Here is a 16452-nt window from a genome sequence, read left to right as displayed (position 1 = left end):
TTGCACTTCGGAATACAGGCTGGTCCATAAGGTTGAGGAGTTGATTTGCAAGGCTGAAAATAACCCTTCAGCCTTGCATTTCCACGTATTAAACCGATTGTGGGACAGTTTCCCCCCAAATCCCACCTGCCGCAGTTTTTTGCGCATAAGCGGTAAAGTCGGTCGCCGGTCGCCCGAGCACGCGCTCCACATCGCGGGTGACGTCCTGATTGGCCGGTACACTGAGCACTTCGCGGAAAAGGTAATCGATCAGCCAAACGTAGTCGCCAGGCAGGCCCGCAGCCTCCATCGATGCCTTATAGTCCTGTAGGGAAACCGCGCGGTAGACGATGGACTTGCCGGTAGCTGCTTCAATTTCCCGTACTGCGGCCCGGAAGGTCAGTGCCCGCGGACCGGTAATTTCATAGGTTTGTCCGTTATGGGCATCGTTTATAAGGGATTCGACCACCACTTCGGCGATGTCGCCGGTATCCACAAACGGGATTTTAGCATCAGGCATGGGCAGGGCAACATAACCGGCAAGGATGGGCTCCATCAGGAAGCTTTCGCTGAAGTTTTGGCTGAACCAGGAAGCGCGCACCAGGGTGTAGTCCATACCGGATTGGGCCACTACCTGCTCGCAGCGTTCCGCTTCCTGCTCCCCTTTGCCAGAGAGAAGGACGGCTTTTTGCACGCCCGCCTGTTTGGCCATTTCCGTCAGCTTTTCGATGGCTTGCAGGGCACCAGGCACAGCCAGGTCAGGGTAGAAAACGATGTAGACCTTGGCCATGCCTTCCAAAGCTTCTGCCCAGGTATCGGGCTTGCTCCAGTCGAATACGGGGTTGCTGTTACGGCCGCCGATGCGGACCTTTTGACCGCGCTTTTGCAGGCCTTCAACGACCTTGCGCCCGGTCTTGCCGGTGCCGCCAATGACGAGGATGTTACTTGGATTTTTCATAAGAGTTGGGTTTGGATGAGTGGGGTATCAAGGGGGGGGGCGCCATGTACGGGAAGGGTTCACGCAAAGGGCGCGAAGGGACTCGCAAAGGCCACAGCGCATTACGTGATGGGCCCCTAAAGCCGTTGGAATGGTATCCGTTTGCGTTAGGTAGCGGATCTGGTATGGATCGTTCCTGCTTGACACTACTCATTATGGTGAAAAATTGAATTATTTGATTTCAAAGGAAGTCAACACTAGTCGACTGCTACGCCTCAATAGCTGGGCAACCGAAAACAATCATCAAAGGCGTTCTTCCGTCAGCTAGGGTAATATGCGACTTCTACGAAGTCGATCTGCTGCGATGTTAGCCAGGTTAGAAGGGTGTGACTTCTACGAAGTCGATATACGATACGGCGTGGTTACCAGGGTATAAATGCGTGCCTTTTATGCGGCCTTGCAGCATATACAACGAACTGCCTTGCTTGTCTTTTAAACTTTAAAAAGTACTAACAGCGACAAGGCAAAAGCCAGTACCGAGCAGACCATCCGCAGCTGATGCAGGCGGTTCCACTTTTGCTCGTAGTGTTGCCGGAAATCGGCGGCTTCCTGTTGGCTCAGCTCGGCCAAATCGAGGATGTCCAGGGCGTCATTGAGGGGGACATTGCCCAGGGCGGTTACACCGAAAGTGCCGGCCAGGTAGGTCAATGTTCCTCCGAGCAGCAGGCCGAATGCCCAGCCACTGCCCGCCTGCTGAAAGGTGCTGATGCCCAAAGCCAGGGGGCTCCCAAAAAAGATCAGGAAAAAGGCCGGGTTCAGGATCGCCCGGTTGATGGACTGCATGGTTTCCAGGTAAACCGGGTCCGGAATTTTTCGGGTGCCGGGAATGACGGATACTGACCAGGCGTAGAACAGGCCTGCTGACAGTCCGGTAAGGGCCACTGCGGTAAACAGGGTAAAGGATTTGATTGAAAAGTCCATGTTGAATAGGGTTTTAGAGGTTTAGTGTATCTATCCAAAGCTTCAGCGTCCGGTATTCCAGGTCGGTCAGCCGGGGGGCGTTGCCTTTGGGCATGCGCCTTAAGACAAACACCTGCTTGTAAATACGAGCGGCATGCCGGTTCATATTCTTCAGCGTGAATACCCGGAATGGGTTTTGCTTGCGGTGGCAGGTATTGCACTTCGCATCCAGAATGGCGAAAGCTTCGGCTTTAAGGTCATTGGCGGAAAAGCCTGTTGTTCCACCCACCGGGTAAAGGGCAGGTGAAACGGGCAGGCTTGAAGCCGGGAAAATCAGGGTTGCCATAAAGAGCAGCCCGGAAAAGAACAGTGGGGTGATTGGCTTTTTCATTTTGCTATTGATTAATTACAGCAGCAAAATTGGGGCAAAAAGGGAGGGTACGCTTGACCCTGCCTGCCAATCTTATGACACTTTGAGCCAACTGGGTTATAAGTTATTCCGATAGGCCACCGGAGACTGCCCCGTCCAGCGTTTGAAGGCCCGGCTGAAGGCGCTTTGTTCGGAAAAGCCGGTCTCGAATGCGATTTCACCAATGGAGTGGGCGGTGTCCCGCAGCAGCTCGCGGGCTACCTTTTCCTGCGTATTGCGCACCATTTCCCGAAAGGACAGCCCGCTTTCAGACAGGCGGCGGGTAAGGGTCCGGCTGCTCATGCCCATATGCTCCCCGATTTGGAGGATACCCGGGATGCCGCCGGGCAGGGCGTCCTTGATGAGGGCTTCAACATCAGCAGCCACCTTTAAAGGGCTAACCTCGATCCCCTTGGCCTCCTCCTCCACCCTTTCCACCAGGAAACGGTTGATACTGACATCGGCTTTGGCGGTGCGGCGGTTGAGGTCGGCGGTACGATAGGCAATGTAGTTGTGGGACTGACCAAATTTTACCGGACATTGAAAGGCTGCTTCATGACTGCTCAGGTCAGCAGGCGCTTGGTGCTGAAAGGCTACTTCTACCGGATGGATATCCGTCTCGGTCATAGCTTGCAGTACCACCACCGTTGCCGCGAAGGTCGCCTCATTGGACAAAGCTACGCCCCGGCGGTAGGGCTCGCGCAGCAAATGCACCCGGGACACCTCCCCGGCGGCTTCCACTTTGAAAACGTAGGTATTGGACAACAGCTTGAAGTAACGCTCACTGCGCTCGTAAATTTCGCCGGCCTTGGCGCAGGTCTTCCAGGACAAGCCCAGCACGCCGTAGTCGTCCATCTTCATCTGCTGCCCTACCCTTACGGAAAAGCCAGGTCCCAGGGCGTTATCAAGCTGCTCGTGCAGGGCAAAGAACAACTCAGCGGGCACGGCTTGTATGTTATCGAGTGTTGCCATTGGCACCGGCAGATCGTCAAAGGCACTACGGTCGATGCCCTCGCTCAGCGCGTGGTTGATCATTTTGCGGTACAGGCTGACGGAGATGTATTGCATGGACGAGGTGTGGTTGGAAGCTAAAATAGTAATAATCCGGTTGTGCTCATTCGATATCTGCCACTTACGCCTCCGGTAAAGCCCCGTAGTAGGTAATGTTGATGTTTTTGACTTCGGAGATGGGGATCATGAAGTAGTCGCCGGGCATGTTGTAATAGCGGGCATCTGTGTCTTTGGAAAGACCATTATGTTAGAGCCTTCCTCCACCCGCAGAAGCGCGCCTAATGCAATATTCATTATTCCGCACCCTGAATATTTCGATGAACAGACTTGATGCGCACAATTTTGACCTTGCCACCATTGATCTCAATGGAATCCTCCTTATGCCCCCGGTTGGTGATGATGTTCATCAACTTTTCCAGAAGGGTGGAATCGTTCTGTATCCGTTTGATGGTAGAGCCTTTTGGTGCATCCATATTTTGCAGGATTTTGAATCTGTTTGGCCTTATTGAACGTAAAAACAGGTAATAGATTGATTAAAAGCAGTTGCTCAGTAAAGCACTATTAACCCGGTATCCCCAGCTTATAAGTTCGTTTGGATTCAGGTTTGATATCATTAAAAAATAGCTCCATTTTAAATTCCTGCTCAGTTAGTTCATCCAGTCCAAATCTGGTGAATCGGTAGAAATAATGTTTCCCACCCTCCCCAAAACCATGAAAAACAAAGAAATCACACCCTGCCAGCAGAACCAGGCGCTCAAAAAGGAATTTTCTGAGCTGGGGCTGGACCTGGAGCCGGTCATGACTTGAACCGGAGCATATGCCCCGACACCCTGGGCAGACCGTATCCGAGCCGATAAGGCAGGGAATGGACAAATCGTTGGGGAAGTCCTGCAGCACTAACCTAAGTCACACATAATTCCCTACTTTTACCCTATAAATTCATCAAATCTAAATCAACCAATGAAGCTTAACATCCTTCTGTTTATTTTTTTAATGCTGGGTGCCAGCATGGGGTTAGATGCTCAGGAACTCAAATTCTCCGGTATGGACCCAAGCCCTATGGATGCGGCGCACTATCCGCGCGCTGCCGCCTTCCAAAACTATCTGGATGCAGATGACCCCGACCGGGTTCAGCAAATCAAGGTGTTGTACTGCCGCCCTCAGAAGAAAGGCCGTGAAATCTTTGGCGATCTTGTGCCCTGGGGACAAGACTGGCGCCTGGGAGCCAATGAAGCTACAGAGGTGACCTTTTTCCAGCCTGTGGAAATTGGCGGCACCTACATCCCGGCCGGCACCTATACTATGTTTGCACAGCCTTATCCACAGCAGTGGATCATCAAAATCTCTCAGGAGCGCTTCATCGGTGGTGCTGAAAACCGCGACATTACTAAAGACATCGCTGCGGTATCTGTACCCACCACTTCAGTAGCTGATGTGCGTGAATACTTCACCATAGGCTTTCAAAAAATTGACGATTACAACGTAAATATGGTTTTGGAATGGGACCAAACCCGTGCCGCGTTGCCCATCAACCTCAATCCACCGATCATGTCAGGCGAAGACACCAGCCCGATGGATTTGGTGCAGTATCCTAATATGTCCCGCCTACGCAACTACGTGGAAGAAGCGGAGCTCGCAGCTAATGAACCTTTGGTCCGCGCTGTATATTCCCGCCCCCAAATGAAAGGCCGGACCATCTTTGGCGACTTATTGAAATACGGAAGCATGTGGCGGGTAGGCGCTAACGAAACTACAGAGCTGACTTTCTTCAGGAATGTGACCATTGGGGGTACCGATATTGAGGCGGGCCGTTACGGGCTCTTTGCCACCGTCAATAAAGACAACTGGGAACTCATCATCCATAAGAATGTACAGTCCTGGGGCCCACCTAATCACAATGAGGAGGATAATGTCGTGAAGGTCGTGGTACCTACCGAGAAAACACCGGAAACATTGGAAGCCCTTTCCATGACTTTCGTTGAGAAAGACGATAATCAGATTGAATTGGTGATCGGATGGGAAAACACCATGGCGCGCCTTCCTATTACTATTAAATAGGAATAAGCACGGATTATAGTGTTGCACCATAAAGCCGCTATGCAAGCGGTTAAAGCATGGGCGGAAGCTCACCATTTGAGATAGGTGCGCAAAAAAAATACGGGACCGTTTTTTGATTCGGCCCCGTATTCTTTTGCCTGTCAGCTAACCAGATGATCAACTAAATCGCTTTCCGGATTTTTAGGATCGGGCCCGTATTCATTAGAGCCGGCTTCACCTTCCGTCACAGCCAGAATCAGGTTGTAAATTGGGATGAGCAGAAACCATCCGCTTTTGCCCACATCATGCATACGGCGCACACCTACAGCGATGGAGGGAATCAAGACAGCCAGGCTATAGCCTGTACCCAGGTAACCAAATCCACTTTCGTAGTTGTAAGTGCCGATCGCACCGTCTACAAAGCCAACAACAAAGCTGACCAGCATGTTAATAAGTACGAACATCCAGTATTCTTTTCGGCGCGCGCGGCCTTCAAAGACGGCATAATTCTGGAGTACTTTAAGATAATACTGCATTTGTAACAGGTTTTTTAAGGCAATAACTGGGACCAAATAGCAGGCATACAGCTTGCCTGATTAACAATGTGATCAAAGATAGCAGATCGTACGGTATTTTTTCCGCTTAATTTTGATTTGTGCAAAAGGAGCTCAAAAACGGAAGCGTTTGATTTCCACCAGCCCTTCCTGTAATGCAACAACCACGAGCCCGGCCGTATTACGGCATTGCAATTTGGACAGGAGATTGTTTCGGTGCCCCTCCACCGTGCGCGTGGAGATGAAGAGCTGCTCAGCGATTTCCGGTGTGGTCCGTTCTTCACAAATGAGTTGCAGTACTTCTTTTTCGCGGGCAGTAAGGTTGGGGAGGAAAGGCTTGTTGAGTTTTGTCCGCGTAGGTTTCACCATATTTTCGCGGATGATCGCCAGGACTTCATCATTGTAGAAAAACCCTTTTTCGGCCACTTCCCGCACGGTGGTTTGCATCAATTCGGGCGTGGCATTTTTAGGCAAATACGCAGCAGCCCCAAGCTCCAGCATGCTTAGCACAAAGGATTTGGAAAAGTATGTGGACAGCACAATGAACTTAAGGCCAGGGTATTGTTCCCGAAGCACCTTTGCCGCATCTACTCCGTTCAGTACCGGCATGTTCAAGTCTAATAACAGCACATCAGGCGGAACCGGAGCACAGGCTAACTGATCCAGCATAGCTTGTCCGTTGTCCGCTTCAAAGAGTATCTCCGTACCGTCCATTTCTTCCAGTATAAGGGCAATACCTCTGCGGAAGAGCGCTTCGTCGTCTGCCAGGGCAATCTTCATGACCATGTTTTTTGTGCCGTGAAGACGGTTCCGTTTCCAGGCGTGCTATCCAATTGGTAATCAGCTTGTATGGTACGCATACGGCTTTCTATGTTTTTTAGCCCCATCCCTTTTTGCTGCTCCCGGGCATTGGGGTCAAAGCCGATGCCGTTGTCCTGGTAAAACAACGCCAGCGAATGGGGCTTTATAGCAAGGGATATTTTGACGGTAGTAGCCTGACTGTACTTGTAGGTATTCGACAGTAACTCCTGTACCACCCGGAAGAAATTGAGTGCGACTAATGGGTCAAGCTGAATACCACTTTCTGAAAATTCGTACTCCAGCATTACCGGTGACGATTGCCGGTACTGATCGCACAACTCTTCCAGCGCCATGAGCAGCCCGAATTTTTCCAAGGTTGGTGGCAGCAAATCGTGGGCAATACGCCGGGTGGTCTCTGTGGTCGTACGAACCAGCCCAAAAAGGTCTTGAAAAGACTGCCGTGCCTCGGGCGTTGTGCCCTGCTTTTTTAGTTGGTGCAAGCCCAGGTTGATCACATTGAGTTTGGAGCCAACCTCATCGTGCAGTTCCCGGGCCAAACGCTGCCGTTCGTCTTCCTGGGTTTTGATACTGGCAAGCAGTAACTGCTCCCGGTGTTCGATCTCCAGCTCCTGGGCAAGGAGTTGCTGGGCCTGGAATTTGCGCTGAGAGAAATAAAAGAACAATACGAAGGCCAGCGCCAGCAATAACATCAAGAAAACACCGATAAAAATAGTAGTTAATATTTCGGTCTGCGCCGGAGTGGTATCCATAAGCTTATGAAGATCAGGAGGTGAAAAACCACCAGAAGCAGCGCGTTAATAACCCAGAGCCCATGTTGCTGCACACTTGCAACCCCGTATTCCCTGAGCAACCTGGAAAACATAAATATAAACAAGGTGCCCGAATAATACAGCAATACAGCGAAATTGATGAAGGTAACGGCCTGTGCAACGGCTTTCGTCAGGTCTATTTTCCCAAAGGCCAGGAAAAAGTACCGGATGGCAAAGCCAATCAGCAATACCTGTACCAGGGTTTTGGCATTGGAGTTGAATCCGGTCAGCGGCTCCAGGAAAACAGAGTTGAGCACGAGCAGTATGCCCATCACTCCCACCCCACCAAAAAAGAACTGCTGAGTTTTGGAGGTGTGCCCATAAACCAGGTTGAAAAACCATCCCCAGGCCAGCAACTCCCACAGAGTGTAGATATGCAACAGGAAGAGGTTATTCTCCCCCTGATAAAACAACCATCGGGAAGCCAGGTCTGTAGCCAGGCTCCCCAATAGAAAGAAGTGTACACTACGGACTTTCACCGGCAGACGCCTGTACAACAACAGTACCAGAATCACATTGACCACCAAAATGACAAGGTATACCTTACCAAAAAGAAGTGCCAGATCCTGATACATGTTTAGGTTTTTTGGGCTTAGAGATGCGATGTTAGCATCTCTTAAGGCGTTCCGCGCACGGTGCTCTACTCATCACAAAGCGGCGGGCAGGGTGTAGCAAAATCATAGAAGGTGCCCTCCAGGAAAATATTGCCCTTGCCCGGTTCTACGTCAGATAAGATCAAATCAATCGTATCCCGTGCCCCATTCGCACCCGGCAACAATCCAAGGACCGCGTAAACCTGCTGCCCGCCAAAGTGGCGGAAGATTTCGGCTATCTCGTTCCGCTCCAGCTTAAAATAAAGGGGGATGGCGACCACACCAGTCGTATCCAAAACTGTACGGCCATTAATTTTTGCGTTGGGATCGCTCAGTACCCTTTGATAGCGTTCCATATAAGTAGCAATCATCTGCACGGCCTCCCTACTGGGAATACTATCGCTGCCGTCTGCTATATTCAGGGAAGAAGTCGCCTCTACGATATCTGTATTGCCTTTTGATGGCAGCTGTTGGTAGGCCAGCACACCGGCAGCCAGTAGGAAAAGCAGGGTCCAAAGGTTGGGTTTTAAGTTCATTGGTGTTTCGTTTTGATAAAATGTACCTGTGTAAGATAACACTAAATAGCGCTCCGTCAGCGCCCGCTGCCACAAACCACGTATTTCTACCTGCTTCTTCCCGTGGTTCTGCCCGGTTTTCCATCTCCCGTAGAACGGCGCTTCCCTGCTCCCGTGGGCCCGCCTAACTTTGTCGCATGATTTTTTTCTTTCATTTCAAACTCAAAAAAACTAATGAAAACGATCACAAACCCTTCCAACGCCAACCACTTGATCAACAACAGGCCCCTCTTCCTCGTACAGACGGGCCCGAAAGCCATTGCCATGGCACTCGCTTTCTTCTTTTCCTTTCTGGGATTCGCTTCCTCTGCCGCGGCTCAGATTCAAAGGAGCGGCTTCGCAGGCAACGGCGAGCCTATTAAGGTTACGGATTTCAATAACGCCAGTGGCGGTGTGTATACCCTGGACCTGAATTTACTGACGAACACCTACAACACCAAAGCCAACATGAAAGCCACAGTGGACCTGGACGCCAGGAAGATCAACGTCCGGGAATACAGCCATTTTGCTTCCAACCAAAAAAACGACCCGGTTATGGGCAATGGCAGCAGTCAGGTGACCACCCAATCTGAAGCTTATTGCAAGTACAAACTCTACCTGCGCGGCAATACCCTTTACGCAGAGCAGATTATGAACCCCGGCGGACCGGCTGCCAAGCTTAGAGTAGAGCCTTCTTCCTGGACTCCACCGCGTGTTGATGGGACTAATGTTACGCAGGTCGTCTACTCCGGCCCGAGGAGCGGGTACTTCCAGCAATTGTGCGGCAAGGACTGGGTGGAATACAAAACCGGCAAAGTGGGCACTCACGCTTCATTCAAAGAAACGCACCGGGACGAATGGTCTGTCTACCTCCAGAAAAGTGATGGTGCACGCATACAGCTGGACCTGCACACCAGGCAAATGAGAGTCAACAACAGCGTCGCTGCAAATATCTCCACTGCCAGAGCAGGAGGTTTACAGTAAACCTTTCTTCTGGTTACACCTGGCACAACGCCCTTTTACTCATAGCAGGCGTTGTGCCAAATTCTCCCAGACAGGGAGACAATCCAAATCATTTTTCAGATCAAAACCTTTTACTATGAAAGCTTTGTACTCAATTGCTTTGCTCATTTTTGGTACGGCTATCGCCCTGTTTGGGCAACAGCGGCAAAACCTGCTCCAAAACCCAGGCGCATTACAAGGTAACCTCGACGGATGGGAAATCATCGAAAATGGCGGTGATGGCTGGGGCCTCAATATTTATGGTATGAATGGCACCAGCTGTTTTGCCACCTCCTACGCGAGGTGCAGCAAATCACAGCTTATTGACCTTCTCGAAGTTGGCTATTCCGAAGAGTGGCTGGACCGCGCACCTATTGTGCTGTTTTCAGACTGGTACAGGACCCTTAGCTTTGACCACGATATTTATTTCCTAAACGTAGAACTGCTGGATGCCAACGATAATTTGATGGCTACTTATTCCACCGGAGACCTGACCACTACCGCTAACTGGCAACAAGTGAAAGGGCACTTTTTGAATTACGGGCCGGGGCTTAGGAAAATACGGTTCACACATGGCGGGGAGGATACTGAAAGCTGGGCTGGCCAGTTTGGTGCCGCTATTGATGGCTCCTACCTTTCTATTGGCAACCACGCTTACTATAGTGGTGGCTCTACAGGTACGTTGGCGGGCTGGGAGGTCATCAGCAATGGTGGCGATGGCTGGGCTATCAATGGCTTACCGGGCGTTTTCACTACTTCGTATAGTTGGTGCTCCAAAAGCCAAACCATCGACCTCTGGGAATACTACTCCGCTGAGCTCCTCGATTTACAACCTAAAATTGATGGCTGGAACTTTGTCAAAGGCCATGAACCCAACTATCAGGATGAGGCTCAAACCATTATCAGATTGCTGGATAATGAAATGAATATTCTGGCCGAATACAACTCGGATATCGTAGAACTATCTGAAAACTGGGAATATTATGGCGCTACGTTCACAGCCTACGGTACCGGGCTCAGGTACGTCTATTTCGAACACGGGGGAAGAGATGCAGAATTCTGGGAGGGCAACTATGGTGCTCAGTTTGATGATACAGAAGTACTGATCGATTTTAACACCCTTACTTCCAGTCAGGACATAGTTACGGCACCTGCCCGGTTCTCGGTCTTCCCGAACCCGACCCGGGGGCACATCACCGTTGAGTTTGAAATTGGGACCGGCGAAGGGTATTTATCGGTGTTCAACCTCTACGGCCAGCCCTTAAGGCAGGTCACGGTTAACGGACAGGGCTCGGTACAGCTAAGCCTGCAGGAATTGCCCCGGGGCACTTACCTCCTCCACCTTCAGAGCGAATCAGGCATAAAAACCCAAAAGCTGATCCTGAACTAAACCCCATTTTCAGGGCATTTAATTGAATCGGAGCACCCCAAATGCTGGCTAAAACCAGGGTTTGGGGTGCTTCTTTTGGCAGTATCATCTACAATCACTAAAAAATACAAATTCGAACACAAAAAATTTCAACAAATATGTATTTTAGCCCCGGAAAGAAAAAACCCGGCGATGAAGCAACTCCTCTATTCCCTTTTTGGCTACCGGTTTATTTACCTCGGCATGTCCACCCGTAATCCGGGGCGGATTAAAATTGGTATTGCGCGCGATGTAGACCTTCGGTGGAAAGCCATTGGCCGGAGCATGAAAGGGCGGCAATTCCCTATCTTCTCCCTGCCCTGCTTCTTCGCAGATTGGTTTGAAGCACATTTACACCGGGTGATGAAGCGCTTCAACCGGCCCGTAAAAGGCTCCGGAGGCAGCGAGTTTTTTTCCTACCTCCACCCGCTGAGCTGGATTGGCTGGGTGTATGTCCTTTGCTGCATTCTCTGGGCCTTTGCGGTCAGCCACCTGCTGATTTACGGCGCGCTGACAGGCCTTTGGTGCTGGTGGCGGGATATTGAGTTCTGGGCCTTTCAGCGGGAAGTGCTGGACTTCCTTCGGTTCTGGATTTCTTAACGCTCCCGCACTCCCCTGGCCAGCAAATACCCCATCAGGGATACCTCTCCGAGCGCTGCCGCGCCGCCCACCAGAAGCGCCAGCCATGCATCATGGCCAGGGAAGAGGAAAACGCCAAATGTTTCCATCAGGTAAGTCAGTCCTGCCAGGCTCATCAACACCCCAAAAGCTTTAGGGATTAAATCAGACCGGTAGATCAATATGCCAAGCAGGAGACAGTGCAGGCCGAACAGTGCACCTGCAATCAGATAACCGGCCCGGTGGGCATCCATAAACAGCAGGGACCAATCATACAGCTGCTCCGGGCTGTGCGACAGCGCCCAGTCTGTTGATTCCAGCACGTGCTGCGCCATGTAATGATTGAGGAGGTTGAGGCTGGCAATAGCAGGGTGGGCCAACAGCCGTAGGGCGGCAGCTACCATAGAAAGGGTTTGGCTGACTGGCTTGAACAACTGATAAAACAGTACGGCAATAACGGCATCTGCGGTGAAGGCGATCAGGTCGGTTGCCAGCCCAAGCCGGAACAAACCGCCTTGCTCCAGGATATTCAGTGCTGTTTGGGCGGCATCGCCGGGCACCACTATGGTACCCCGCACATAGCCCTGACTAAAGCCTGCGCAAATGATCACAACAAGGTAAAGAAGCCCGGTCAGGCGGGCCCGCTGTTTGGGAGTAGTTGGGTGATTACTCATTTTACTTCGGTTTTGATTGCTGAAGCAAAATTAGCGGGATACCCTCCCGGCAGCGCCCCGGTATATAATCCCGAACGGATTGCCCAAAATGACGAACAGGCAGCCCGTCACCGGACTACCTGCTCGTAGCTTACTGTATCTGAAAGACCTTTATTGCTTCAACTCGAAGCGGTCTGCGTTCATCACCTTGTTCCAGGCTGCGATGAAGTCGTGCACAAAGCGCTCTTCTCCATCCTGGCAACCGTAAACTTCCGCGATGGCGCGAAGCTCCGTGTTGGAACCAAAAATGAGATCCACACGCGTGCCGGTCCACTTCACCTCGTTGGTCTTGCGGTCACGGCCCTCAAATACGGTCTCATCTTCGGAAACCGCTTTCCACTTGGTGCTCAGGTCCAGGACATTCACGAAGAAGTCATTGGAAAGCGTGCCCGGGCGGGCGGTAAATACGCCGCGCTGAGACTGATCGTAATTGGTATCCAATACGCGCATACCGCCTACCAGTGCAGTCATTTCCGGCGTAGTAAGGGCAAGCAGCTGTGCCTTGTCCACCAGCATTTCCTCTGCAGAAACTGAGTACTGTGTCTTCATGTAGTTGCGGAAACCGTCAGCTGCAGGCTCCAGCGGATCAAAGGATGATGCGTCGGTCTGCTCCTGCGTGGCATCAGTACGGCCCGGTGTGAATGGCACAGTTACGTCGTACCCCGCCTTCTTAGCCGCTTCTTCGATAGCGGCGCAGCCACCGAGTACGATGAGATCCGCCATGGAGACCATTTTGCCACCCATTGCGCCACCGTTGAACTCCTTCTGAATGCCTTCCATGGTTTCCAGGACTTTCGCCAGCTGCGTTGGGTTGTTGACTTCCCAGTCTTTCTGCGGCGCCAGACGAATGCGTGCACCATTGGCACCGCCCCGCTTGTCGGAATTACGGAAAGTAGAAGCGGAGCCCCAAGCTGTGGACACCAATTGCGAAGTGGTGAGGCCGGAAGCCAAAATCATGCGCTTCAGCTTCGTGATGTCTTCCTCCCCGATCAGCTTGTGGGTCACCGGTGGTACCGGGTCCTGCCAGATCAATTCTTCCGCAGGCACTTCTGGTCCCAGGTAGCGAGCCTTTGGCCCCATATCGCGGTGAGTCAGTTTAAACCATGCACGGGCGAAAGCATCAGCAAATTCGTCCGGGTTTTCGTAGAAGCGGCGGGAGATTTTCTCGTAAGCCGGGTCCATGCGCAGCGCAAGGTCTGTAGTCAGCATGAATGGCGCGTGCTTTTTCTCCGGGTTGTGCGCATCAGGCACGGTGCCTGCACCTGCGCCACCCTTTGGCTGCCACTGATGAGCACCTGCCGGGCTCTTGGTCAGCTCCCAGTCGTACTTGAAGAGGTTCTCGAAGTACTTATTGCTCCACTGCGTTGGTGTGTCTGTCCATGCACCTTCCAGGCCGGAAGTGATGGTGTGCTCACCATTACCTTCGCCAAGTGTGTTTTTCCAACCGGTGCTCATCTCTTCGATGCTTGCCCCTGCAGGCTCTGCGCCAACGTACTTTTCAGGATCGCCGGCACCATGGGTCTTACCGAAAGTGTGGCCACCAGCAATCAGTGCTACGGTCTCCTCGTCATTCATTGCCATACGGCCGAAAGTCTCGCGGATATCGTGTGCCGAAGCGATTGGATCAGGATTGCCGTTAGGCCCTTCCGGGTTCACATAAATCAAACCCATTTGTACGGCAGCAAGTGGATTTTCCAGCTCACGGTCGCCTGTGTAGCGCTTGTCGTCCAGCCATTCGCCTTCTGGTCCCCAGTAAATATCTTCTTCCGGTTCCCAGACATCTTCGCGACCACCGGCAAAGCCGAAGGTCTTAAAGCCCATAGACTCCAGTGCCACATTACCGGTCAGGATCATGAGGTCAGCCCAGGAGATTTTCTTACCGTACTTCTGCTTGATGGGCCACAGAAGAAGGCGGGCTTTGTCCAGGTTGGCGTTGTCCGGCCAGCTGTTCAGTGGCGCGAAACGCTGTGTACCCGCACCTGCACCACCCCGTCCGTCGGCGATACGGTAAGTACCCGCACTATGCCAGGCCATACGGATGAAGAAAGGCCCGTAGTGGCCCCAGTCCGCTGGCCACCAATCCTGAGAATCGGTCATCAGCTCATGAAGGTCTTTTTTCAGCGCCTCATAGTCCAGGCTTTGGAACTCCTTTGCATAGTCGAAATCCTTGCCCATTGGGTTGGACAATTCGGAATGCTGGCGGAGGATGGTCAAATTAAGGCTATTGGGCCACCAATCGCGGTTGGAAGCGCCCGCACCAGCGCCGTGCTCAAGCCTGCCGTTCATAAACGGGCAGCGGCTGGATTGATTCACATCCCAGACCTTACCGTTATTCGGCTTGCTTTGCTCTGTATTTTTTTCCATGGTGAATGGTTATTTGGTTGCTTAAAAATGTAAAGATAGGATAAACAATATTTATTGCATTTATAGGCACATAGACAATAGCTATACAATAAACAGGCAGGCGATAAGGAATATTGTCAGAAAAGTGTAACAAATAAGTGCCGGAGCAGTTCATCCAAACCTCCCCTTTTCATCCAAAACCTGGCCCGGGGTGTTTGTCCAAAAGAAGATAAAAAATGATGCAAGAAACAGATGTGCTAATCATAGGAGGCGGGCTGACCGGGCTGACGCTAAACTACTTACTAAGAAAGGCAGGCTACGCTGCACTAATCCTTGAGGCCCGCGACCGGCTGGGCGGCAGGATATGGACAAAGACCACTACTGAAGGCGTAAAAATTGACATGGGCGCTACCTGGCTGGGCCAAAAGCACACTCACCTGGTACAGCTGCTGCAGGAATTGAAGCTCCCGGTTTTTCAGCAGCGCCTGGGGGCTAAGGCGCTATTTGAGCAGCATCAGCAGGATACGGCACAGTTTATCCCCCTTCCCCCGAACAACGACCCCAGCTACCGGATACAGGGAGGCACTTCCGCACTGATACAAGCACTTGCCCGGCATCTTCCGGATGAGGCTGTGCTTTTGGATACACCGGGTGAAAAGATTCATGCAAAAGCAGATGGGGTTTATACCTTTAGTGGAGCATTAACGATCAAATCCAAAGTCGTCGTTTCCACCCTTCCGCCTAATTTGCTGAGCCACCGTATAGAACTACAGCCTGCCCTGCCGGATGCCTTAATCCACCTCATGCAACAAACTCATACGTGGATGGGCGAGTCCATCAAAGCCGGGGTAGCTTATGCACAACCTTTCTGGAGAGAGTATGGGCATACCGGGACTGCCTTTAGCCATACGGGGCCGTTCACGGAGCTTTATGACCATACAGATGCTGAGGAGGAGCACTTTGCTTTAAAGGGTTTTCTTAGGAATGACATGGCAAACCTGAGTGCTCCGGACCGAAAACGGCTGGTTGAAGGGCAACTTTTGAAGTTCTTTAGACAGCGTGCCATGGAGTATGCTTCCTACGAAGAGACCGTTTGGCCAATGGAGCCTTATACCTATGCCCCTTACGAACACGCAGTCCTCCCGCACCAAAACAACGGGCACGCTATGTACCGAAAGCCTTATTGGAATGGCCGGCTTTTTCTTGCAGGCTCGGAAACGGCAGATGCCTTCCCGGGGTATATGGAAGGCGCAGTCAGGAGCGCGGAATGGGTTTATAAGATATTAAATGCATCACCTGTACTTTTACCGTTACCGCAATAAAAACAGTACTTCTATCCGCGATTCCTGATCCCTAATTTTCTTTCTGCCAACCTGCACATTCTGCAATATTTTGATTCAGACCCCTGTAGTTATCTTGCTAAACCAGGCACCTTTGCGCTCGCCTAAGCCTAATTCATTCTGCATGACCAACTCAACAAAAGGCGATCCTCCTCTTTGACAATCCAGAGATGGCAAAGTAAAAAACGCTATTCCTCTAATCGTTTTATTATCTACAAATTATCAACAAACCCACACAATTCATTAATAAACAACGAATTAACCCTCAAAAGTCTTTACAGATTTTTTAGCGTGACCACCATTTGTTTTTCTACGTTTACGTCTCCTCCAAGCCATTTGTGAACTGTCCGTATTATTTTTTTC

The 16452-nt window shown here is 51.3% G+C and carries 17 protein-coding genes; 5 read left to right on the top strand and 12 right to left on the bottom strand.

Annotated features, from left to right (window positions below; translation table 11 throughout):
- Positions 1 to 88: 88 nt before the first annotated feature.
- From ACO08I_RS21435 to ACO08I_RS21415, 5 genes are all read right to left on the bottom strand, one after another.
- The gene (locus ACO08I_RS21435; RefSeq protein WP_421947040.1) at positions 89 to 937 is read right to left on the bottom strand and encodes an NmrA family NAD(P)-binding protein; all 849 of its coding nucleotides are present in this window, start codon (positions 935 to 937) and stop codon (positions 89 to 91) included.
- Positions 938 to 1408: 471 nt separating this feature from the next.
- Positions 1409 to 1897, bottom strand: a complete 489-nt coding sequence (locus ACO08I_RS21430) for a DUF1772 domain-containing protein (RefSeq protein ID WP_421947039.1) — start codon at positions 1895 to 1897, stop codon at positions 1409 to 1411.
- Positions 1898 to 1910: 13 nt separating this feature from the next.
- On the bottom strand, positions 1911 to 2267 hold the full coding sequence (locus tag ACO08I_RS21425; protein ID WP_421947038.1) for a hypothetical protein: 357 nt from the start codon (positions 2265 to 2267) through the stop codon (positions 1911 to 1913).
- Between the two features lie 96 nt (positions 2268 to 2363).
- Positions 2364 to 3353, bottom strand: a complete 990-nt coding sequence (locus ACO08I_RS21420; protein ID WP_421947037.1) for an AraC family transcriptional regulator ligand-binding domain-containing protein — start codon at positions 3351 to 3353, stop codon at positions 2364 to 2366.
- 236 nt (positions 3354 to 3589) lie between these two features.
- Complete coding sequence (locus ACO08I_RS21415; protein ID WP_421947036.1) at positions 3590 to 3769, bottom strand: hypothetical protein; 180 nt, start codon at positions 3767 to 3769, stop codon at positions 3590 to 3592.
- A 487-nt stretch (positions 3770 to 4256) separates the two neighbouring features.
- On the opposite strand from ACO08I_RS21415, the gene ACO08I_RS21410 reads away from it, so the two are divergent.
- Positions 4257 to 5354, top strand: coding sequence for a DUF2911 domain-containing protein (locus ACO08I_RS21410; protein WP_282775195.1), 1098 nt, complete (start codon positions 4257 to 4259; stop codon positions 5352 to 5354).
- A 140-nt stretch (positions 5355 to 5494) separates the two neighbouring features.
- Here the strand turns inward: ACO08I_RS21410 and ACO08I_RS21405 are convergent, their stop codons facing one another.
- From ACO08I_RS21405 to ACO08I_RS21385, 5 genes are all read right to left on the bottom strand, one after another.
- On the bottom strand, positions 5495 to 5869 hold the full coding sequence (locus ACO08I_RS21405) for a DUF805 domain-containing protein (RefSeq protein WP_282775196.1): 375 nt from the start codon (positions 5867 to 5869) through the stop codon (positions 5495 to 5497).
- A gap of 132 nt (positions 5870 to 6001) precedes the next feature.
- On the bottom strand, positions 6002 to 6667 hold the full coding sequence (locus ACO08I_RS21400) for a response regulator (protein WP_421947035.1): 666 nt from the start codon (positions 6665 to 6667) through the stop codon (positions 6002 to 6004).
- The gene (locus ACO08I_RS21395) at positions 6664 to 7458 is read right to left on the bottom strand and encodes a sensor histidine kinase (RefSeq protein WP_421947034.1); all 795 of its coding nucleotides are present in this window, start codon (positions 7456 to 7458) and stop codon (positions 6664 to 6666) included. The genes ACO08I_RS21400 and ACO08I_RS21395 overlap by 4 nt, the downstream gene beginning before the upstream one ends.
- Positions 7425 to 8093: a hypothetical protein gene (locus ACO08I_RS21390; protein WP_421947033.1), complete on the bottom strand. Its 669-nt coding sequence runs from the start codon at positions 8091 to 8093 to the stop codon at positions 7425 to 7427. The genes ACO08I_RS21395 and ACO08I_RS21390 overlap by 34 nt, the downstream gene beginning before the upstream one ends.
- A 65-nt stretch (positions 8094 to 8158) precedes the next feature.
- On the bottom strand, positions 8159 to 8647 hold the full coding sequence (locus ACO08I_RS21385) for a hypothetical protein (protein ID WP_282775200.1): 489 nt from the start codon (positions 8645 to 8647) through the stop codon (positions 8159 to 8161).
- Between the two features lie 213 nt (positions 8648 to 8860).
- Here ACO08I_RS21385 and ACO08I_RS21380 point away from each other — a divergent pair, with 213 nt between their 5' ends.
- The 3 genes from ACO08I_RS21380 to ACO08I_RS21370 all read left to right on the top strand — a co-directional run bounded on the left by ACO08I_RS21380 (position 8861) and on the right by ACO08I_RS21370 (position 11675).
- The gene (locus tag ACO08I_RS21380; protein ID WP_282775201.1) at positions 8861 to 9649 is read left to right on the top strand and encodes a hypothetical protein; all 789 of its coding nucleotides are present in this window, start codon (positions 8861 to 8863) and stop codon (positions 9647 to 9649) included.
- Between the two features lie 115 nt (positions 9650 to 9764).
- The gene (locus ACO08I_RS21375) at positions 9765 to 11057 is read left to right on the top strand and encodes a T9SS type A sorting domain-containing protein (RefSeq protein WP_421947032.1); all 1293 of its coding nucleotides are present in this window, start codon (positions 9765 to 9767) and stop codon (positions 11055 to 11057) included.
- 171 nt (positions 11058 to 11228) lie between these two features.
- Entirely contained in the window at positions 11229 to 11675 is a 447-nt protein-coding gene (locus tag ACO08I_RS21370; protein WP_282775203.1) for a GIY-YIG nuclease family protein, read from the top strand.
- Here ACO08I_RS21370 and ACO08I_RS21365 read toward each other — a convergent pair.
- Both ACO08I_RS21365 and katG read right to left on the bottom strand, forming a co-directional pair.
- Positions 11672 to 12367 (bottom strand): DUF4386 domain-containing protein, encoded by a 696-nt coding sequence (locus ACO08I_RS21365; protein ID WP_421947031.1) that lies wholly within the window; start codon positions 12365 to 12367, stop codon positions 11672 to 11674. The genes ACO08I_RS21370 and ACO08I_RS21365 overlap by 4 nt on opposite strands.
- A gap of 150 nt (positions 12368 to 12517) precedes the next feature.
- On the bottom strand, positions 12518 to 14770 hold the full coding sequence (gene katG, locus ACO08I_RS21360) for a catalase/peroxidase HPI (protein ID WP_421947030.1): 2253 nt from the start codon (positions 14768 to 14770) through the stop codon (positions 12518 to 12520).
- A 215-nt stretch (positions 14771 to 14985) separates the two neighbouring features.
- On the opposite strand from katG, the gene ACO08I_RS21355 reads away from it, so the two are divergent.
- Entirely contained in the window at positions 14986 to 16071 is a 1086-nt protein-coding gene (locus tag ACO08I_RS21355) for a flavin monoamine oxidase family protein (RefSeq protein WP_421947029.1), read from the top strand.
- The last annotated feature ends 381 nt before the right edge of the window (positions 16072 to 16452 follow it).

Origin of the sequence: Phaeodactylibacter xiamenensis, assembly GCF_965229835.1 — a bacterium.
In the GTDB taxonomy this organism is placed as follows: Bacteria; Bacteroidota; Bacteroidia; order Chitinophagales; family Saprospiraceae; genus Phaeodactylibacter; species Phaeodactylibacter xiamenensis.
Note: the sequence above shows the minus strand (reverse complement) of the source record. Positions and strands in the feature narration are given on the sequence as shown.

Bases quoted from the DNA above. Each gene is read 5' to 3' on its own strand.
- ACO08I_RS21435 (WP_421947040.1), bottom strand. From the start codon at position 937: ATGAAAAATCCAAGTAACATCCTCGTCATTGGCGGCACCGGCAAGACC.
- ACO08I_RS21430 (WP_421947039.1), bottom strand. From the start codon at position 1,897: ATGGACTTTTCAATCAAATCCTTTACCCTGTTTACCGCAGTGGCCCTT.
- ACO08I_RS21425 (WP_421947038.1), bottom strand. From the start codon at position 2,267: ATGAAAAAGCCAATCACCCCACTGTTCTTTTCCGGGCTGCTCTTTATG.
- ACO08I_RS21420 (WP_421947037.1), bottom strand. From the start codon at position 3,353: ATGCAATACATCTCCGTCAGCCTGTACCGCAAAATGATCAACCACGCG.
- ACO08I_RS21415 (WP_421947036.1), bottom strand. From the start codon at position 3,769: ATGGATGCACCAAAAGGCTCTACCATCAAACGGATACAGAACGATTCC.
- ACO08I_RS21410 (WP_282775195.1), top strand. From the start codon at position 4,257: ATGAAGCTTAACATCCTTCTGTTTATTTTTTTAATGCTGGGTGCCAGC.
- ACO08I_RS21405 (WP_282775196.1), bottom strand. From the start codon at position 5,869: ATGCAGTATTATCTTAAAGTACTCCAGAATTATGCCGTCTTTGAAGGC.
- ACO08I_RS21400 (WP_421947035.1), bottom strand. From the start codon at position 6,667: ATGAAGATTGCCCTGGCAGACGACGAAGCGCTCTTCCGCAGAGGTATT.
- ACO08I_RS21395 (WP_421947034.1), bottom strand. From the start codon at position 7,458: ATGGATACCACTCCGGCGCAGACCGAAATATTAACTACTATTTTTATC.
- ACO08I_RS21390 (WP_421947033.1), bottom strand. From the start codon at position 8,093: ATGTATCAGGATCTGGCACTTCTTTTTGGTAAGGTATACCTTGTCATT.
- ACO08I_RS21385 (WP_282775200.1), bottom strand. From the start codon at position 8,647: ATGAACTTAAAACCCAACCTTTGGACCCTGCTTTTCCTACTGGCTGCC.
- ACO08I_RS21380 (WP_282775201.1), top strand. From the start codon at position 8,861: ATGAAAACGATCACAAACCCTTCCAACGCCAACCACTTGATCAACAAC.
- ACO08I_RS21375 (WP_421947032.1), top strand. From the start codon at position 9,765: ATGAAAGCTTTGTACTCAATTGCTTTGCTCATTTTTGGTACGGCTATC.
- ACO08I_RS21370 (WP_282775203.1), top strand. From the start codon at position 11,229: ATGAAGCAACTCCTCTATTCCCTTTTTGGCTACCGGTTTATTTACCTC.
- ACO08I_RS21365 (WP_421947031.1), bottom strand. From the start codon at position 12,367: ATGAGTAATCACCCAACTACTCCCAAACAGCGGGCCCGCCTGACCGGG.
- katG (WP_421947030.1), bottom strand. From the start codon at position 14,770: ATGGAAAAAAATACAGAGCAAAGCAAGCCGAATAACGGTAAGGTCTGG.
- ACO08I_RS21355 (WP_421947029.1), top strand. From the start codon at position 14,986: ATGATGCAAGAAACAGATGTGCTAATCATAGGAGGCGGGCTGACCGGG.